The 18329-nt window shown below is 43.8% G+C and carries 18 protein-coding genes; 3 read left to right on the top strand and 15 right to left on the bottom strand.

The features are described from left to right. Positions 1-44: 44 nt before the first annotated feature. The 8 genes from fabF to yceD form a co-directional block, all read right to left on the bottom strand. On the bottom strand, positions 45-1289 hold the full coding sequence (gene fabF, locus FIV01_RS09745; protein ID WP_152430831.1) for a beta-ketoacyl-ACP synthase II: 1245 nt from the start codon (positions 1287-1289) through the stop codon (positions 45-47). Positions 1290-1380: 91 nt separating this feature from the next. Next, positions 1381-1614, bottom strand: a complete 234-nt coding sequence (gene acpP / locus FIV01_RS09750; protein ID WP_004406112.1) for an acyl carrier protein — start codon at positions 1612-1614, stop codon at positions 1381-1383. A 231-nt stretch (positions 1615-1845) separates the two neighbouring features. Next, positions 1846-2580, bottom strand: coding sequence for a 3-oxoacyl-ACP reductase FabG (gene fabG, locus FIV01_RS09755; RefSeq protein ID WP_172971850.1), 735 nt, complete (start codon positions 2578-2580; stop codon positions 1846-1848). Between the two features lie 23 nt (positions 2581-2603). Next, positions 2604-3527 (bottom strand): ACP S-malonyltransferase, encoded by a 924-nt coding sequence (fabD, locus tag FIV01_RS09760; RefSeq protein ID WP_152430833.1) that lies wholly within the window; start codon positions 3525-3527, stop codon positions 2604-2606. 125 nt (positions 3528-3652) lie between these two features. Continuing rightward, a complete protein-coding gene (locus FIV01_RS09765) occupies positions 3653-4603 on the bottom strand; it encodes a beta-ketoacyl-ACP synthase III (protein WP_114787255.1) in 951 nt (316 codons plus the stop codon). A gap of 5 nt (positions 4604-4608) precedes the next feature. Continuing rightward, the gene (gene plsX / locus FIV01_RS09770) at positions 4609-5634 is read right to left on the bottom strand and encodes a phosphate acyltransferase PlsX (RefSeq protein WP_152430834.1); all 1026 of its coding nucleotides are present in this window, start codon (positions 5632-5634) and stop codon (positions 4609-4611) included. A gap of 9 nt (positions 5635-5643) precedes the next feature. After that, positions 5644-5814, bottom strand: coding sequence for a 50S ribosomal protein L32 (rpmF, locus tag FIV01_RS09775; RefSeq protein WP_114787253.1), 171 nt, complete (start codon positions 5812-5814; stop codon positions 5644-5646). A gap of 31 nt (positions 5815-5845) precedes the next feature. Next, complete coding sequence (gene yceD, locus FIV01_RS09780) at positions 5846-6370, bottom strand: 23S rRNA accumulation protein YceD (protein ID WP_152430835.1); 525 nt, start codon at positions 6368-6370, stop codon at positions 5846-5848. 154 nt (positions 6371-6524) lie between these two features. On the opposite strand from yceD, the gene FIV01_RS09785 reads away from it, so the two are divergent. Then, on the top strand, positions 6525-7112 hold the full coding sequence (locus FIV01_RS09785; RefSeq protein WP_152430836.1) for a Maf family protein: 588 nt from the start codon (positions 6525-6527) through the stop codon (positions 7110-7112). 49 nt (positions 7113-7161) lie between these two features. On the opposite strand, the gene rluC is transcribed toward FIV01_RS09785, so the two are convergent. Together rluC and FIV01_RS09795 are read right to left on the bottom strand one after the other, a co-directional pair. Continuing rightward, on the bottom strand, positions 7162-8112 hold the full coding sequence (rluC, locus tag FIV01_RS09790) for a 23S rRNA pseudouridine(955/2504/2580) synthase RluC (RefSeq protein WP_152430837.1): 951 nt from the start codon (positions 8110-8112) through the stop codon (positions 7162-7164). A 283-nt stretch (positions 8113-8395) separates the two neighbouring features. Continuing rightward, positions 8396-8608 carry a hypothetical protein gene (locus FIV01_RS09795; RefSeq protein ID WP_114787249.1) on the bottom strand — a complete coding sequence of 71 codons (213 nt, stop codon included), beginning with the start codon at positions 8606-8608 and terminating at the stop codon, positions 8396-8398. A gap of 65 nt (positions 8609-8673) precedes the next feature. Here FIV01_RS09795 and rne point away from each other — a divergent pair, with 65 nt between their 5' ends. Continuing rightward, positions 8674-11571 carry a ribonuclease E gene (rne, locus tag FIV01_RS09800; RefSeq protein WP_152430838.1) on the top strand — a complete coding sequence of 966 codons (2898 nt, stop codon included), beginning with the start codon at positions 8674-8676 and terminating at the stop codon, positions 11569-11571. Between the two features lie 302 nt (positions 11572-11873). Further along, the gene (locus tag FIV01_RS09805; RefSeq protein WP_152430839.1) at positions 11874-13433 is read left to right on the top strand and encodes a SulP family inorganic anion transporter; all 1560 of its coding nucleotides are present in this window, start codon (positions 11874-11876) and stop codon (positions 13431-13433) included. A 49-nt stretch (positions 13434-13482) separates the two neighbouring features. On the opposite strand, the gene rnd is transcribed toward FIV01_RS09805, so the two are convergent. The 5 genes from rnd to FIV01_RS09830 form a co-directional block, all read right to left on the bottom strand. Beyond that, positions 13483-14598: a ribonuclease D gene (gene rnd, locus FIV01_RS09810; RefSeq protein WP_152430840.1), complete on the bottom strand. Its 1116-nt coding sequence runs from the start codon at positions 14596-14598 to the stop codon at positions 13483-13485. Positions 14599-14787: 189 nt separating this feature from the next. Continuing rightward, positions 14788-16476 carry a long-chain-fatty-acid--CoA ligase FadD gene (gene fadD / locus FIV01_RS09815; protein WP_152430841.1) on the bottom strand — a complete coding sequence of 563 codons (1689 nt, stop codon included), beginning with the start codon at positions 16474-16476 and terminating at the stop codon, positions 14788-14790. Positions 16477-16590: 114 nt separating this feature from the next. Beyond that, positions 16591-17448: an alpha/beta hydrolase gene (locus FIV01_RS09820; protein ID WP_152430842.1), complete on the bottom strand. Its 858-nt coding sequence runs from the start codon at positions 17446-17448 to the stop codon at positions 16591-16593. Continuing rightward, entirely contained in the window at positions 17445-18002 is a 558-nt protein-coding gene (locus FIV01_RS09825) for a Slp family lipoprotein (RefSeq protein ID WP_152430843.1), read from the bottom strand. Before FIV01_RS09825 ends, FIV01_RS09820 begins: the two co-directional genes overlap by 4 nt. Positions 18003-18021: 19 nt before the next feature. Then, positions 18022-18324 (bottom strand): chromosome partitioning protein ParA, encoded by a 303-nt coding sequence (locus tag FIV01_RS09830; protein WP_152430844.1) that lies wholly within the window; start codon positions 18322-18324, stop codon positions 18022-18024. Between the last annotated feature and the right edge of the window lie 5 nt (positions 18325-18329).

Genomic DNA, 18329 nt, shown 5'->3' on the forward strand with positions numbered 1-18329 from the left:
GCCTGCGCATTAAGCCGTTTTATCACAAATTACTCTCAGACTCTTTAGATTTTTTTAAAGACCAAAGAACCGTTTGTTCCACCAAAACCAAATGAGTTACAAATCGCATAATCTGAACTGATTGGCTTAGCAGTGTGTGGGACAAGGTCAATATCTTCTAGCCCCTCTTCACAATCATCTAAGTTAATCGTAGGCGGCACCATTTGATCAACTAAAGCCATGACAGTAATAATGGCTTCAACAGACCCTGCGGCACCTAAAAGGTGACCTGTCATAGACTTAGTAGAAGATACTTTTACTTGTTTCATGCCTTCTTCGCCTAGCGCACGGCGAATACCTTTAGCTTCTGCCACATCACCGGCAGGTGTTGAAGTGCCATGAGCGTTGACATAGCCAACTTGGGTACCTGTAATGTCAGCATCACGCATTGCCGCTTCCATCGCCAGAGCACCACCAGAGCCGTCTTCACTTGGAGAGGTCATATGGTAGGCATCGCCAGACATACCAAAACCAACAAGCTCAGCATAAATTTTGGCACCTCGAGCTTTTGCATGTTCATATTCTTCAAGCACGATAACACCAGCACCGTCGCCTAAAACAAAACCATCACGCTCTTTATCCCAAGGACGTGATGCTTTCTCGGGTTCTACGTTGCGAGTAGATAGCGCTTTAGCAGCACCAAACCCTGCCATGCCCAGCGGTGTTGAAGCTTTTTCTGCTCCACCTGCGACCATAGCATCAGCATCACCGTAAGCAATCATACGAGCAGCATGGCCGATGTTGTGAAGACCAGTGGTGCATGCTGTTGAAATAGCGATATTAGGACCACGAAGGCCACGCATGATCGATAAGTTTCCAGCAACCATATTAACTATGGTTGACGGGACAAAGAAAGGACTAACTTTTCGCGGCCCTTTTTCGACCAGAGCGGTATGACCCGCTTCGATAAGGTCAAGCCCACCGATACCTGAGCCTATAGCCACACCAACGCGTGCTGCGTTGTCATGATTAATTTCTAGGCCTGAGTCATCAAGAGCTTGAATACCTGCTGCTATGCCGTATTGGATAAACAAATCCATCTTACGGGCGTCTTTCTTTGACATGTATTCTGTGCAGTCAAAACCTTTCACTAACCCCGCAAAACGAGTTGAAAAGTTTTCTGTATCAAAGTGCTCGATACTAACGATACCACTTTGACCTTCTAGCAGGGCTTTCCACGATGATTCTACTGTGTTGCCGACCGGTGACAACATACCCATGCCAGTGACAACAACACGACGCTTGGACACGATTTTATTCTCCGGAATTGATATGATTCTATGAAAGGTATAGAAGAGTTAAAAAGAACACAGGCGGCCAGAAGGCCGCCTGGGAGAGATATTACTGAGCGCTGTTTACATAGTCGATTGCAGCTTGAACAGTTGTGATCTTCTCAGCTTCTTCGTCTGGAATCTCAGTGTCAAATTCTTCTTCTAGAGCCATTACTAGTTCAACAGTGTCTAGAGAATCAGCACCTAGATCGTCAACGAAAGAAGCTTCATTTTTTACTTCTGCTTCGTCTACACCTAGCTGTTCAACAATGATTTTCTTTACGCGTTCTTCGATGTTGCTCATTTTTCTTTTCCTTTACAGATTTCGCTCAATGCGATGGTTCCGTAGTTTATTCGAACTATTGAAAGTTGCAAGGGGGTACTTGCTGGTCAAACCACAAATTTCGCGATTTTTACCGAAATTCAATACATTTTTGACTTATATCATGCACAAATCTTGTGCACATAGATGCGACACATCACAAACTATAGGCTATTTTCCTACAGTAAATAACCAAGTTCGTTCAGCTTAGCATCAAACCATATACATGCCGCCATTAACGTGCAAAGTTTCGCCCGTAATATATGCAGCTTCTGGAGAGGCAAGGAAAACAACTGCTGACGCAATTTCTTTAGGATCTCCAAGACGACCGGCAGGAACATTAGATAAAGTCGTTGCTCTTTGCTCGTCGTTAAGCGCTTTCGTCATATCCGTTTCAATAAAACCAGGTGCAACAGTATTTACTGTCACACCACGAGATGCAACCTCACGTGCCATGGACTTAGTAAAGCCTATCACGCCAGCTTTAGCAGCCGCATAATTAGCTTGTCCAGCATTACCCATTGTACCGACAACCGAGCCGACATTAATGATACGACCGGAGCGCTTTTTCATCATGCCACGAAGTACTGCTTTTGACATGCGGTAAATTGGCGTCAAGTTGGTATCAATGATGTCATTCCACTCGTCGTCTTTCATGCGCATCAGTAAGTTATCGCGAGTGATACCAGCATTGTTCACCAAAATATCGATGGCACCAAACTCATCATTGATATTTTTTAGAGTTGCTTCAATTGATTCGACATTGGTCACATTCAGGGCAAGACCCTTACCTTTGTCTCCTAAGTAGTCACTGATCGCCGCTGCTCCATTTTCAGAAGTCGCTGTACCAATCACTGTTGCTCCCCTTTCAGCCAGAAGTTCAGCGATAGCACGACCAATACCACGGCTCGCACCTGTCACCAAAGCAACTTTGCCTTCAAGATTCATCATAATTGCTATTCCTCAAATATTTACTTAACCGCGTCAAGTGATGCTAAATCATTAACCGCTGCACCGCTGAGCGTTTTAACAATTCTCTTTGTAAGACCAGTCAATACCTTACCTGGGCCAAGTTCAAACAGTTTTTCAACGCCTTGATCACTCATATGCTGCACACTTTCCGTCCAACGAACTGGGCTGTAGAGTTGACGAACCAGTGCATCTTTAATTTTTGCTGGATCCGTTTCTGCAGTCACATCAACATTATTGATAACGGGCAACTGAGGTACATTGAATTCGATTGCCTCAAGCGCAATAGCGAGTTTGTCTGCTGCTGGTTTCATTAGTGCACAATGAGATGGTACAGAGACTGGTAAAGGCAATGCCCTTTTAGCGCCGGCTTCTTTACATAATGTCCCAGCTCTTTCAACAGCCTCTTTGCTGCCCGCAATTACAACTTGACCAGGTGAATTGTAGTTCACCGGAGAAACAACCTCCCCTTGGGCTGCTTCTTCACATGCTTTCGCAATGGATTCATCGTCAAGACCTATGATGGCAGACATCGCGCCTGTACCAGCTGGCACCGCTTCTTGCATTAACTGTCCACGCAATTCAACCAATTTAATGGCCTGCTTGAAATCAATAACACCAGCGCAAACCAAAGCTGAATATTCACCTAGGCTATGGCCTGCGATACAACTTGGCTGCTCCAAACCTAATTCTTGCCATACTCTCCAGATCGCTACTGAAGAAGCCAGCAAGGCAGGCTGAGTGCGAAACGTTTGGTTCAAATCTTCTGCAGGGCCATCTTGCACTAGAGACCACAGATCATAACCTAACGCCTCGGAAGCTTCTGCGAATGTGTTTCTTATTACATCATACCGCTCGCCAAGCTCAGCAAGCATACCAACAGCTTGTGAGCCTTGACCTGGAAAAACGATAGCAAAATTGCTCATTCTATTTACCTTTAAAAAGTAACAAACAAACGATGCCTATTTCTAGAGCCCATTTCGCACACCACTTTTGAGATGGCAAAAAGGGAAACTCTAGACATCAAAAACTTAACAAAATATACGTTAGCTTAGAATTTAACTAACGCAGAACCCCACGTGAAACCGCCACCGAAGGCCTCAAGCAAAAGCGTTTGACCTCGTTGGATTCGACCATCTCGAACCGCTTCGTCCAGAGCCGTCGGAACTGTTGCTGCAGAGGTATTACCATGCTTATCAAGGGTTATGACTACTTGATCGAGGGACATAGATAACTTTTTAGCCGTCGCAGATATGATCCGGTAATTCGCTTGATGAGGCACAAGCCAGTCTAGTTCAGATTTGTGCATATTGTTGGCTGCTAGTGTATCTTTGACCAACTTTGAGAGCTGAGTAACCGCAACTTTAAACACTTCGTTACCCGCCATGTGCAGCCATTTGTCTGCATCTTTTCCACGTTCAGGTACTTCTAAGCTCAATAGCTCTCCAAAACGGCCATCGGAATAAATGTGCGTGGATAAAATTCCTGGCTCTTCACTAGCGCCAACAACAACAGCCCCAGCACCATCACCAAACAAAATGATTGTTGAACGATCGGTGGGGTCGCATGTTTTCGACAAGGTATCAGAACCTATAACCAAAACATTTTTACACATACCCGTTTTAATATGCTGATCAGCAACAGACAAAGCGTAAATAAAACCAGAGCAAGCTGCTGCAATGTCAAACGCTGGGCAACCTGAAACACCCAGCTTGGCTTGCACCTGACACGCAGACGATGGGAAGGTGTGGCTACTACTGGTTGTAGCGACAATGATAAGATCAATATCATTGGTTTGAATTCCCGCCATTTCAATAGCATGTTGTGCCGCGATAGCTCCCATATCCGCAACCGTTTCATTCTCAGCAGCAATACGTCTCTCTCGTATCCCAGTACGAGTTACGATCCAATCATCACTTGTATCTACCATTTTCTCTAAATCTGCGTTAGAACGCACCTGAGATGGCAGGTAGCTGCCAGTACCTAAAATTTTGCTATACATGAAGACTAATAATGCCTCTCGAGTAAAACCGCTTCCAAACGATCGCTAATACGGCTTGGTACTTGTCGTTTGACCTCGTGTAATGCTTCGCCAATTGCATTGACAAGAGCTTCTACATCAGCACTTCCATGGCTTTTTATTACAATGCCGCGCAATCCTAACAAACTTGCGCCGTTATACTGGTCGGGGTTCAGCGTTTTCAGATCATTAAACAACCCAGAAAATAACTTTCTTGTGATCCAACCCTTTATCGATGAGGCCATCATACTCGACCTCAGCTTGTTGATAAATATCTGCGCCGTACCTTCACAAGCTTTAAGGCAAACATTACCGACAAAACCATCGCAAACGACCACATCAGCCACATCACTAAGGAGTTGGTTACCTTCAATGTAGCCAATGTAATTAATCGAGTTGGTTTGAGAGAGCATCTCAGCACAGCGTTTTACTAAGTCGTTTCCTTTAATTTCTTCTGCACCTATATTGAGAATGGCGACGCGAGGAGAACGCTCCAAGTATTGTTCAGCAAGGGCGCTTCCCATAATAGCGAACTGAAACAAGGAGTCTGCATCACTGGAGACATTAGCGCCAAGATCTAACATCCAAGTATTAGCACCTGACACAGTAGGAAGCGCAGAAATCAGTGCCGGACGATCTATCCCAGGTAAAAGTTTGAGTTTAAAACGCGACAGCGCCATCAAAGCCCCAGTATTACCACAGCTCACACATGCATCCGCTTCGTGCTTTGCGACAGCATCGATGGATTGAGACATCGAAGTACCATCACTATTTCTTAACGCTAGGGAAGGTTTTTCGGTATTAGAAATGACTCGGTCGCTATGCTGAACCACCAAGCGTGAATTGGACTGATAACCAAGTAAAGACAGTTGTTCAGCGATCTGGACACGATCGCCTATGAGTATCACTTTTAGCTCAGGGAAATGCGACAATGCCTGCACGGCGGCAGGCACTGTAACGCGAGGACCGAAATCCCCGCCCATTGCATCAAGTGCAACGGTTATATTAGGCAAAGGTCAACCTTACTTGTTGATAACCTTTTTGCCACGGTAGTAACCTTCAGCAGTTACGTTGTGGCGCAGGTGTGTTTCACCTGAAGTCGCATCTACAGATAGCGCGGCTGTGTTTAGGGCATCGTGAGAACGACGCATGCCACGCTTAGAACGTGATTTCTTGCTCTTTTGTACGGCCATTGACCCTACTCCTATGTTAACGCTTAAAGAACTAATTCTTTAAGTTTTTTAAAACATCGAATGGATTCGGCTTTTCTTCCACAATTTCTTCTGGAATTTCACCAAATACCAAATTGTCTGATTGAACGCTACAATCCGCATCTTCATGCTTGGCAATTTGAGGTAAGTTTAGAATGAACTCGTCTTCAACTAACTGTATCAAGTCTATTTCACCGTACTCGTTCAGATCTACCAAATCGTACTCTTCCGGTGCATTTTCTTCACTTTGTTCACCTTTGTAAGGTGTGTAAGTGAATTCTACTTCGCATTCATGAGCGAAGTTCTCGTTACAGCGTTGACACTCTAAATCAACTTCGATGTTAGCTTTACCAGAGATAACAACAAGTCGCTGTTCATCTAACTCAAATGACAATGACACTTGAGCGTCGCGTTTAACGCCTTCAACTGATTCGAATAAGCGCTTAAAAAGGCTGACTTGGATGATACCATCGTAGTCTAAGCGTTTCTGAGCAGCTCGAGCCGGATCAACTGTTCGCGGTATTTTTACCTTTTGCATAGGGCGCGAATTCTATCTTCCTATTCATTTTTAGTCAAAGGAAAAGGGCAAAAAGTTATAGTTTTTTTCATTGCTATCAAAACACCAGAGACGAGGAGTACAATATGTTTTAATCTTTTCGCATCTGATTAAAACTAAATTGTAATAACAAAATATGGCAAATTTCCAACTTGTTCTCGCTTCTACCTCTAAATACAGGCAGCAACTTATCGCTAAGTTATCTGTTCCTTTTATCACAGCGTCACCTGATTGTGATGAAACTCCGAATGAAAACGAAAGCCCCGAATGCCTCGTAAAACGACTCGCTAAAACTAAAGCAGAATCTTGCACTGTCACCCAACCCAGCCTAGTGATCGGCAGCGATCAAGTGTGTGTCATTAACGGTGAAATTATCGGCAAACCTAACAACCGCCAAACGGCGATTGAACAGTTAAGTCGCCAAAGCGGAAAAGTCATCCAGTTTTTTACCGGCCTAGCCATATACAATAGCACCAGTAAACAATCTCATGTCCACCTAGATACTTTCTGCGTTCACTTTCGAGAACTCACGCAAACCCAGATTGAATACTATGTCGACACAGAAAAACCTTATGACTGTGCGGGAAGCTTTAAAAGTGAGGGATTAGGGATAGCCTTGTTCAAAAAGCTCGAAGGCAAAGATCCAAATACACTAATTGGACTGCCACTAATTGACTTGGTCGACATGTTATATAAACAAGGCATGGACGTATTAACGCCCTAAACCAATTGGAATCTCAAACTAGTAGCCCGCAGTATGCAGGCTACTTATTTCATGTAAGTTGACGTAAGCCAACCAGCACTCTAGAGAGTTTCTCTTCCATTGGCGCATCAACCTCCATCCACTGGTCATTCGATGGGTGCTGAAATTTGATATTCGCAGCATGAAGAAACAACCTATCTAGGCCTACTTGAGACATATAGGCGTCAAACCTTCTGTCACCATAACGGTCATCCCAAGCGATTGGGTGACCAGTATATTGAGTATGTACTCTAATCTGGTGAGTTCGCCCTGTAATTGGACTGGCTTGAACAAGCGTGGCTTGAGAAAACTTTTCAATAATTTTGAATCGCGTTTCTGAGGGTTTTCCTTGAGCGTTAACTCGTACTATGCTGTTGACTTCGTTTTTCAGCAATGGCGCTGTCACTTGTTTACAATTCGATTTCCATTGCCCCATGACTAGGGCAAAATAGTACTTTTGCACTGTTTTAGCACGAAACTGCGCCTGAAGATGACGAAGTGCTGACCGCTTTTTAGCAACCAACAATATTCCTGAGGTGTCCCGATCAATACGGTGCACTAACTCGAGAAAACGTGATTGAGGTCTAAGGGCTCGCAGTGCTTCAATTGCTCCAAATTTAAGTCCACTTCCACCATGAACAGCCGTTCCTGAGGGTTTATTGAGAACGAGGATATGGTCATCTTCGTAGATAATTAGATGTTCAAGCTCTGCCACCTTATTAAGCTTGGTGTTTAGTGGTTGCGACTCTTCCTGCTTTTCTTCAATAGTGACTGGAGGAATACGGACTATATCTCCTGCTTGAAGTTTATATTCCGCCTTAATTCGCTTTTTGTTCACGCGAACTTCCCCTTTGCGCAAGATTCTGTAAACCATGCTCTTGGGAAGATTTTTAAGTTGGTTACGTAAAAAGTTATCGATACGTTGACCAGCCATGTCTTCATCAATATCGACAAACTGGACTTGGGTTCTAATTTCACTCATCTAGGCATTCTATCACTGAGGCGACGGTAAATTCACGTTTTCTGAATACTAAATTGCTCATTCCCTTTTAAGGCTGATTTTATTGAGGCTGAGCTTAAAAACTAGTCATAATAATTATTGCTTTAGCAAGAAAACATCATTTTTGTTAAAAATCAGCAACTTAAAAATATATAAAATAGGTTTTTTAACCTTTTGTGGTAAAGCAGATTGCTGAGTTTAGTGGGTACTGCTATAGTTCACACCTGCAATGGATGCTTAGGTTCTATTTTACAAAACCTAATCATTATTGAGCAAGATATTGAGTAGCGGCTATTTTACCGAAATGCAGCATATGGCGTAAGACATTTTGAGAATTAGTCAAGATTGTTGCCCTACTCAGAACTCTTTCATGTTGAGTATTATCCGCCACAATATGCGGCTCACAGGCAAAGCGTTTGTGAGGCTGATGTGCCCAAAGAGCACCCCTCCAGCCGGGAGGCTGCACAGATTTAGCCATGGGGTCAGGCACCTTGAAAGAAGCTTAAAGGCAACAAAGCCATAGAATGACAACGAGATTTATTAATGAAAAGAATGTTAATTAACGCAACTCAGAAAGAAGAGTTGCGTGTTGCTTTGGTCGACGGTCAAAGGTTGTATGACTTAGATATCGAAAGTCCAGGGCACGAATCAAAGAAAGCAAATATATACAAAGGTCGTATCACGCGCATTGAGCCAAGTTTGGAAGCCGCGTTTGTCGACTACGGCGCAGAAAGACACGGCTTTCTGCCCCTCAAAGAAATCGCACGTGAATACTTTCCAGAAGGCTACACCTACCAAGGTCGTCCTAGCATAAAAGAAGTGCTAACCGAAGGCCAAGAGGTCATTGTTCAGGTAGAAAAAGAAGAGCGTGGAAGCAAAGGAGCAGCCCTAACAACATTTGTTTCCCTTGCTGGTAGCTATCTTGTTCTAATGCCGAACAATCCAAGAGCTGGCGGTATCTCTCGTCGCATCGAAGGGGATGAGCGGACTCAACTTAAAGCAGCTTTGAGCACCCTAGACCTTCCTCAAGGTATGGGGCTTATTGTTCGTACTGCTGGTGTTGGAAAGAGTGCTGAAGAGCTAGAGTGGGATCTCAATGTCCTTCTCAATCATTGGGGAGCGATTAAGCAAGCCTCTGATGCTCACCCTGCACCTTTGCTTATACATCAAGAGAGCAACGTGATTGTGCGCGCTATCCGAGACTATCTACGCCGTGATATTGGTGAGATATTAATAGATAGTAATACTATTTATGAGCGTGCTCTGGACCATATCCGACTGGTACGTCCTGACTTTGTCAATCGAGTTAAAAAATACGATGGCGAAGTCCCTCTGTTTAGTCACTACCAAATCGAAAGTCAGATAGAATCGGCTTTCCAAAGGGAAGTTCGACTTCCTTCTGGCGGATCAATTGTCATAGATCCGACCGAAGCACTTACCTCTATTGATATCAACTCTGCTCGCGCAACTAAGGGCGGAGATATCGAAGAAACAGCACTAAATACCAACCTTGAAGCAGCGGAAGAAATCGCACGCCAACTGCGTCTTCGTGATCTTGGTGGTCTAGTCGTCATCGACTTCATTGACATGACACCTGTTCGTCATCAGCGTGAAGTAGAAAATCGCCTTCGTGATTCCGTTAGACTGGATCGTGCACGCGTTCAAATCGGCAGAATTTCACGCTTTGGACTGTTAGAGATGTCGCGCCAGCGCCTAAGTCCATCTCTTGCAGAAGCAAGCCATCATATCTGTCCTCGTTGTAGTGGTACAGGTGTCGTACGTGATAATGAATCCTTAGCACTGTCTGTTCTTCGTCTAATCGAAGAGGAAGCACTTAAAGACAACACAGCCCAAGTACTTGCCGTTGTTCCTGTCCCAATAGCGTCTTATCTTCTCAATGAAAAGCGTCGCTCTGTAAACCATATCGAGCGTATTCAAGAAGTGAAAATAACGGTTGTTCCTAATTCAGATATGGAAACACCACACTTTGACGTGATTCGTGTTCGCGAGGGGGAAGAGTTTGACCTACTGTCTTATTTACTTCCAAGTAAATTGGAAGCAATTAAAGAGGCAGAAAGTAAAGAATCGACAGAAACTGACGCTAGACCAAGAAAACTTGAAGAGCCGGCATTAAAAGGCTTCGCAGCACCGTCTCAGTCCGCACCTGTGCCAAAGCCGTCATCAAAGACGTCCAGCAAAGTACAGTCCGGAAATAACCAGCCAGGTCTGGTGACTCGATTCATTAAGGCTGTAGGACAATTCTTATTTGGTTCTCCAGAAGAAAAAAGTGAGTCAGACTCTAAGCAGGCGATACCTCCACAGAAAGACACTCAACGTAACAATCGCAATCGTCGTAATCGTAATAACGATCAACGTCGTCGTAACAGTAGGGATAACCGTAAAGAAAATCGCGACGATAAGCGTGAAAGCCGCCATAACAAGCAGCAAAGTGAAGAGTTCAACACTGACGTAAAAACCTCTTCTACTGAGCGCAAGCAGCAAAATCGTAAACCCAAGCAGGAACGTCGTAACAAACAACGTGACGATATTAATGCAACTAAGGTCGCTGAAGAAGGCCTAAAGCTCGCCGCTGAAGCACAAAGCGAAGAAAAGCCTAAGCGTGAAGAGAAAACGGCCAAGATTAAAGAACGTCGTCAACGTCGCAAGTTAAGTAAGCAAGTCCGAGTCAAAGACCAAAAAGCTCAGTCTGTTGCGGCTGAAGAAGTGAAAGACGTTCAAGCAGTCACTACTCAAGATACAGCTTTGGAGCACAGCGATGCAACATCAGTTGAAGAGGTAGAACAACCAAAGCAACGCCGTAATCGTCGTTCGCCACGCCATCTAAGAGCGAGTGGTCAACGCAGAAGACGGGGCCGTGATCGTCGTCCTAACCCATTTAGGCTTCGTAAAGGTGGTGTGGCATCACCTGAAATGGCGATGGGTAAAGTGATGCCAAGTTATGGTATTAGTAAGCCGCAACCAAAACAGGTCGATAAACAAGCTACTAGCACACCACTAGAGAAAATTGGCGGCGTGTTGTGTCCTGAAATGGCGATGGGTAAAGTGATTATTAGCAGTAACACTCCAGTGCAGGCTGACCTACAATCGCCAGTTTCCACACAAGTTACAACTCAAGTAGACGCCGTACCTCCAGGTAGTAAAGTCGATGATATATCGATTGAATCACCTATTACGACACCGAGCCCTGAAGAGGTTAAAACACCCTCATTAGAGGAAAAAGCTCACTCTGAGATTGTTTTGCCTAAAGCGTTTAAAGGCCATGCCTCTGCACCTATGGCAAAGGCTCCTGGCGGGACTGAGATGAAAGAAATAACCGTCATCGCAGCTCCCTTCCGCGAACGCAGATACCTGTCTAAAGGTGCAGGTAGCCAAGTTGCTCGCAATCAATCTAGTGCCAAAATGGCTCGACCTCAGCGTTAACCACTAATGACAGCATGTATCAATCAGCCCCTTAACTGGGGCTGTTTTTTTTGATTATTACAAAACAATAATGATATTAGACAAACTGGTAGTAGCTCTTACAGTTAACGGTTGATTCATTATTGAACTTAATCACATTTTTAGGTAGCATGCACCCGTCTAATTTTTAGCTTTTTCTTAATTTTCAATGCTCTTTTTCTACTTATTTTGCTTTCATGAAAACTGAGTCAGAGCCTATACTTTTATCTATTAATTTATCGTTATCTTGCTATCCGGATAACTTTTACTAAAACTGAGCAAACATGTTTGAATTTCCACAATTTTCAAAACACTCTGTAAAAAATGATGTGTTATCCGGTTTGACCGTTGCACTTGCATTAGTCCCTGAAGCGGTTGCTTTTGCTTTCGTTGCTGGTGTCGATCCTATGGTCGGACTCTATGCGGCCTTTATTGTTGGGTTAGTTACCTCTGTTTTTGGTGGTCGTCCAGGTATGATTTCCGGAGCAACTGGCGCAATGGCTGTCGTCATGGTGTCTCTGGTCGCTTCTCATGGAGTACAGTACTTATTTGCAGCTATTATGCTAGCGGGCCTTCTTCAAGTAACAGCTGGCATATTTAAGTTGGGCAAATTTATTCGTATCGTCCCTCATCCCGTGATGATAGGGTTTGTAAATGGCCTAGCTATTGTGATCTTCCTCGCTCAACTAGGCCAGTTTAAAGTTCCCGATGTTACTGGCGCCCTGACCTGGCTTCCACAAGATCAAATGATGCTGATGCTAGGCTTAGTTGCTCTAACCATGGCCATCATTCACTTTTTACCTAAGTTCACAACCGCGGTCCCTTCTTCACTGGTCGCTATAGTTAGCGTCACAGCATTGGTTGTTGGTTTGGATTTAGAGACCAGAACTGTGGTTGATTTTCTGAGGACCATGTCAGGCAATGATCAAGCAACATTGGCTGGCTCGCTGCCTACATTCGCATTACCTATGATCCCCATGACGCTTGAAACGCTTCAAATCATTCTCCCATATGCCATTATTCTTGCAGCAATCGGGCTGATTGAGTCTCTTTTGACACTCACTGTACTGGATGAAATGACTAATACACGAGGCCAGTCAAACAGAGAATGTGTCGGTCAGGGCATGGCGAATATTACCTGTTCTGTATTTGGCGCCATGGGCGGGTGCGCCATGATTGGGCAATCAATGATTAACGTCAATTCTGGAGGACGTGGTCGCCTTTCTGGTATTGTCGCGGCTATTGCCCTACTGATGTTTATTTTATTTGCATCAGCGCTTATCGAGATGATTCCTCTCGCGGCTCTTGTGGGCGTTATGTTTATGGTGGTGATTGGCACCTTTGAATGGGCAACTTTCAAACTCGCTCGCCGAGTTCCAAAACAGGATTTCTTCGTTATCGTACTTGTTACTGTCGTTACTGTATTAACTGATCTTGCAATCGCTGTTGGTGTGGGTGTTATTGCGTCAGCGCTAATGTTTGCTTGGCAACATGCAAAACACATATACGCCGACACAAAAATAAATGATGAAGGCTCCAAAGAGTACAAGATTCATGGGCCAATCTTCTTTGGCTCAACCGCCAACTTTCTCGAGTTATTCGACGCTAAAAACGACCCCACAGATGTTATTGTTGACTTTGCTGACTCAAGAGTAACCGATCATTCAGCGATCGAGGCGATCGAGACACTTGCGGAAAGATATTCATCAGTCGGGAAGACACTTCATTTACGTCACCTAAGCCCAGACTGTCGAAAACTACTCGACAAAGCAGGAAGCTTAGTCGAAATCAACGTTAAAGAAGATCCGAGCTATAAAGTCGCTACTGATGTACTAGCTGGTTAGCAAATAGCCCAACTGGGTGCTTTCAATTGAAAGCACCCTATATCACTATCTACAATAATTTATTTAGCTTTTCACCAAGCAAATCTAAGCGCCACCCTTGCATCACATCAGGTAACTGTTGTGGATCACGGTTTTTCTTCCACACCCATGAAATCAATTGATTGAGCTGTTTCTTAGACGCTAAGAATTCCGTTGCTAAACCGGAAGATTGAGACACTTTTTTTACTTCATCTTTAAGCGCTTTGAACTTATGTTTGTATCTCGGCAAATCCATTAAGCGCTCTATCCTATCAGGATAGTCCGTCGTCGATTGCATCTGAGCTGCTTTGACAATGGAGATAATACGCGCGCTATGGCGTTCAACAGAGCGGCTATCTAGCCCTTCATCTTCCATACTTTGTTTACTCTGCAAACCCAGCTTAGCAATCGAAAGTAAGTCTTGTTCCTTAAATATGAAGTTCAAAGCTAAATCGCGACGTATCGCCTCTTTATATCGCCAAGCAGCGAGAGGTTTCAAGATGGCGAGCTCTTGGGGTTTTAATTGCCAAGCACCTTTTACATCGAGATAAACGTTATCAGGGTCAACTTTTTTGATTCTTTTGTGAGAAAGCAGTTCGCTTTCTTGTTGAGCAGCATTCCACCACCCCGATTGGCTCACCGCCTCAAGTAATTTTTCATACAGGGGAAATAAATAAAACACGTCAGCCGCCGCATATTCGAGCTGCTTACTTGTCAAAGGTCTCGCCAACCAATCGGTACGAGATTCACTTTTATCAAGAGAAATGTCTAAATAGGATTCGACCAAGGCTGCAAAACCAGTCGACAAACCATGCCCTAGAAATGCCGCCATAATCTGGGTATCGATCATTGGGACTGGTAAACATTTGAAACTATTATTGAAAACTTCCAGATCTTCCCCACAAGCATGTAGTACCTTAAGCACAGATGTGTCTTGTAAAAGATCAATAAACGCCGACATATCATCAATAACTGTAGGGTCGATTAAGGAAAGGTGTTCACCATCATACAACTGAATGAGGCCTAGTTGCGGGTAAAAAGTGCGTGTTCTTACAAACTCAGTATCCAACATGACTGAGCTTGATTTTCTTGCTCTTTGACATACTGAATCTAACTGCTCCGATTGGGTAATGATCTGATAATTCACAAAACTCTCACTGTGAGTAACAAGGCAAGTTAGACATGTTTTTAAAATATCAACAAACCTTAGAATCGATAAAGAAAAATGCCGACTCATGTAGCCGGCGTTCTTTATCACTTGGTATCTACTTATTTATATTTTACCCTTTTATGGGTGAGATATCCGATAAGTATTTGGTTCTCTTTGTATTTAAATCTAGCTGACTTTGTCGAGTTTTGCATCATTCTCTTCCCGCAGCACACGTCTTAGTATTTTTCCAACGTTTGTTTTGGGTAACTCATCTTTAAACTCGACCAACTTAGGTATTTTATATCCCGTCATATGCTGACGACAATGAGCAATGACTTCATCTTTGGTTAAGCTAGGATCGCGTTTAACTACATAAACCTTTACTACCTCTCCAGACACGTCATGCGGTTGACCGATAGCGGCGACTTCCAAAACTTTGCCATGCAAGGCAACAACATCCTCAATTTCATTAGGATATACATTGAAACCAGAGACCAAAATCATGTCTTTCTTGCGATCAACAATATGGATTAACCCTTTATCATCAAACCTGACAATATCACCTGTTGAAAGCCAGCCATCGCCATTAATCACTTCCTTGGTCGCTTCAGGTCTCTGCCAATAACCTTGCATCACCTGGGGGCCTCTAACTTGAAGTTCACCTACCTGAGTGTTAGGCAGCACCTTGCCTTGTTCATCAATAATACGAACTTCTGTTGAAGGCACAGGTAGGCCAATTGCTCCGGTATATTCCCCCGCATCGTATGGGTTTACCGTAACTAAAGGTGAACACTCTGTAAGGCCATAACCCTCTAGCAGACATACTCCAGTGGTTTTCTTCCACTGTTCAGCGACAGCTTTCTGCACAGCCATACCACCACCAATTGCTAATTTTAGTTGGCTGAAGTCAAGTTCATGGAAGTCTTCATCATTGACTAGAGCATTAAACAAGGTATTAACACCTGTTATTGCTGTAAAACGATTTTTCTTCAGCTCTCTAACAAAACCAGGGATATCTCTCGGGTTGGTAATTAAGAGATTACTGCCTCCTAATTCAAGGAAAAATAAGCAATTTACTGTTAGGGCAAAAACATGATATAGCGGAAGCGCTGTAACAATTGACTCTCTGCCTTCTATTAACACAGGTCCATACATGGCTTTAGCCTGCATGACATTAGCAATCATATTGCTGTGGGTTAAAATCGCGCCTTTGGCCACTCCAGTCGTACCACCTGTATACTGCAAAAAAGCAATATCATCCCCAGACATAAAAGGCTTAACATATTGTAGGCGGCGCCCTTTTTGTATCGTCTTACGCATTGAAATTGCGCCGGGCAAGTTATATTTGGGTACCATCCCCTTGACGTACTTAACCACAAAGTCAACCAAAGTTCCTTTAGCTCTGGGGAGCATTTGGCCTAGACTGGTTAATACCACATGCTTAACAGAAGTTTTTTCTACCACCTGCTCCAGCGTGTGGGCAAAATTAGATACGATAACAATCGCTTTCGCTTCTGAGTCATTAAGTTGGTGCTCTAGCTCTCGCGGCGTATATAGAGGATTGACATTGACTGCAATAAGACCCGCACGCAAGACTCCGAACAAAGCCACTGGATACTGCAAAAGGTTAGGCATCATCAAAGCAACTCGATCGCCTTTCTGTAACTTCAGTTCATTTTGCAAGTACGCTGCAAAGGCACGACTACGTTCTTCCAATTTACGGAAAGTCATCACCGAGCCCATATTTGTAAACGCTGGCTGATCAGCAAATTTCTGCACTGACTGCTCAAACATTTCAACTAGAGACGGATAATGATCTGGATTGATGTGCTCTGGCACATCGCTAGGATAACGAGACAACCAAGGTTTATCCACGACAATACTCCTTGAAGTAAGTGGGCTGTTATCAATCTAACGCCATATATATTCTAATCGGCCCGTATTACAACACAGCCACATAACTAGGGCACGAAAGGCTCGGCTACTAATTTAAATTCTGTTAACCAAAGCAAAAATTAGACTAGATACTCTAGATGAGGATTCTAAATGACAGTGATGGCCACCTTCAACGGTCGTGACCTCAACACAACTCTTTTCTCCCTCTAGTTCCTGACGTAGGTATGGGAAACCATTTTTACCCAATACAACTAAATGAGGACACTCTATATTTTCTCTTATCGACTGAGCGTGTTGAGGAGACATACGGTAGAGAGACTGGCCTTGCAACTTTTCATCATGCCGCCATAGCCAGCCTTCTGGTACTTGCTTAAGCCCTCGTTGCACTATTGGGCTAATGAGGTTTGAAGAAATTCGATTGATCTTAGCCCGTACTTCAACGGCATCATCTAACGAAGAAAATGGTCGACTCACTCTGCTGCGAACTTTTAGCCTATGCAGTATACCTTCCCTAAGGCGTGAGACAGAATTCTCACTATCCTCGGACAAGGGACCGCGTCCTTCGATCTCAACAAGCGCACTCACTTGCTCTGGAAAAGCTGCACTATAACAACTTGCAATCAAAGCACCAAGCGAATGACCGACTAATATCAGTTTCTTGGGTGATAAATTTAATAAAAATTGATAAACGTCATCAATATAATCATGAAATGGATAAAAGTTGTTACCCGATTTATGGCTAGATTGACCATGACCAAGCAGGTCAATGGCACATAGATGAAGAGTCGGTTCTAATCCATGTAGCTCTTTCATAACGGATTCAAAACTGGCAGCGTTGTCGAGCCAGCCATGTATAAACACGATGGAACAATCAGCACAGTGACTGTAACCATACTCAACTGCACTAATGTATCCCTCTGCAAGGGAGTATCGTGTATTTCGAAAATTCATTTAACTTCTTGTATCACAACACCTTGTCGTGTGCCGCGAGTGATTTCACGGCAATAGAGACTGCGACAAGAGTAACGGTAAGGGCCGAAATCATTATGAATAATGACTCGCTCTTCAATTTTCCATAAATGGTAGCTTTTTACTTTCATCACAGGAAACTCATAACTATAGTCGCCTACGGGTGCAGTTTCTTTATCACCATTATCTCCAATTAACGTAATCAAGCGTCCTTCGGACAGCTTTACAGGGTCAGCAAAGCCTTGAATGTAAGCGACAAAACGCCCTTGTGGCTCTTGATTGATATCCGGTTTACCACTTGAGCCTATCGGTAAGTTAACCACCTCGACTCTGGTTGTGTCTTTTAAGTTAGTTACATGAGCAATCACTCCACCCAAGCGAAGTTCCTGAGTGACATCCAATGATTCTCTCCAGTTTGAGTAACTGGTCTGTACATTAGGATTAGTCGATACCAAGTCTTCCGGTAAAGTACTACAAGCACTCAGTGCGATAATAAGAAGTGTGAGTACAGAACATTTAAATACGTTTGATTGCATAGGGAGCCTTTTGAATCAGTTAAATATAAAGGTCAACGCCTAAAAGCTGCGACAGCTCTTCGCGCTTTGTTTGGTTCATCACATTCATATACTCTGCCAGAGCTTTTCTTCCATGTCCTTCAGGAAGATCGTACTGAAGTTGTGCGTTATGGATATCTGACTCGTCAATACGACGGATGGAATGCGCAACGGCGCTGGCCACTTTACTTGGCTGATCAACGGGTGTTTTACTGTGTGATTTTTTTACTCCATCTTTTTTTCCAGTTTTATTGGCTTTATTTGGCCCTGGAAGGGATGGAGGTAATCCATTGATAGAAACCATACTCT

It is taken from the genome of Vibrio aquimaris (assembly GCF_009363415.1).
Taxonomy (GTDB): Bacteria; Pseudomonadota; Gammaproteobacteria; order Enterobacterales; family Vibrionaceae; genus Vibrio; species Vibrio aquimaris.

Excerpts from the sequence above, each read along its gene's own strand:
- acpP (WP_004406112.1), bottom strand. The coding sequence starts at position 1,614 with ATGAGCAACATCGAAGAACGCGTAAAGAAAATCATTGTTGAACAGCTA.
- fabG (WP_172971850.1), bottom strand. The coding sequence starts at position 2,580 with ATGAATCTTGAAGGCAAAGTTGCTTTGGTGACAGGTGCGAGCCGTGGT.
- fabD (WP_152430833.1), bottom strand. The coding sequence starts at position 3,527 with ATGAGCAATTTTGCTATCGTTTTTCCAGGTCAAGGCTCACAAGCTGTT.
- FIV01_RS09765 (WP_114787255.1), bottom strand. The coding sequence starts at position 4,603 with ATGTATAGCAAAATTTTAGGTACTGGCAGCTACCTGCCATCTCAGGTG.
- rpmF (WP_114787253.1), bottom strand. The coding sequence starts at position 5,814 with ATGGCCGTACAAAAGAGCAAGAAATCACGTTCTAAGCGTGGCATGCGT.
- yceD (WP_152430835.1), bottom strand. The coding sequence starts at position 6,370 with ATGCAAAAGGTAAAAATACCGCGAACAGTTGATCCGGCTCGAGCTGCT.
- FIV01_RS09785 (WP_152430836.1), top strand. The coding sequence starts at position 6,525 with ATGGCAAATTTCCAACTTGTTCTCGCTTCTACCTCTAAATACAGGCAG.
- rluC (WP_152430837.1), bottom strand. The coding sequence starts at position 8,112 with ATGAGTGAAATTAGAACCCAAGTCCAGTTTGTCGATATTGATGAAGAC.
- FIV01_RS09795 (WP_114787249.1), bottom strand. The coding sequence starts at position 8,608 with ATGGCTAAATCTGTGCAGCCTCCCGGCTGGAGGGGTGCTCTTTGGGCA.
- rne (WP_152430838.1), top strand. The coding sequence starts at position 8,674 with ATGAAAAGAATGTTAATTAACGCAACTCAGAAAGAAGAGTTGCGTGTT.
- FIV01_RS09805 (WP_152430839.1), top strand. The coding sequence starts at position 11,874 with ATGTTTGAATTTCCACAATTTTCAAAACACTCTGTAAAAAATGATGTG.
- FIV01_RS09820 (WP_152430842.1), bottom strand. The coding sequence starts at position 17,448 with ATGAATTTTCGAAATACACGATACTCCCTTGCAGAGGGATACATTAGT.
- FIV01_RS09825 (WP_152430843.1), bottom strand. The coding sequence starts at position 18,002 with ATGCAATCAAACGTATTTAAATGTTCTGTACTCACACTTCTTATTATC.
- FIV01_RS09830 (WP_152430844.1), bottom strand. The coding sequence starts at position 18,324 with ATGGTTTCTATCAATGGATTACCTCCATCCCTTCCAGGGCCAAATAAA.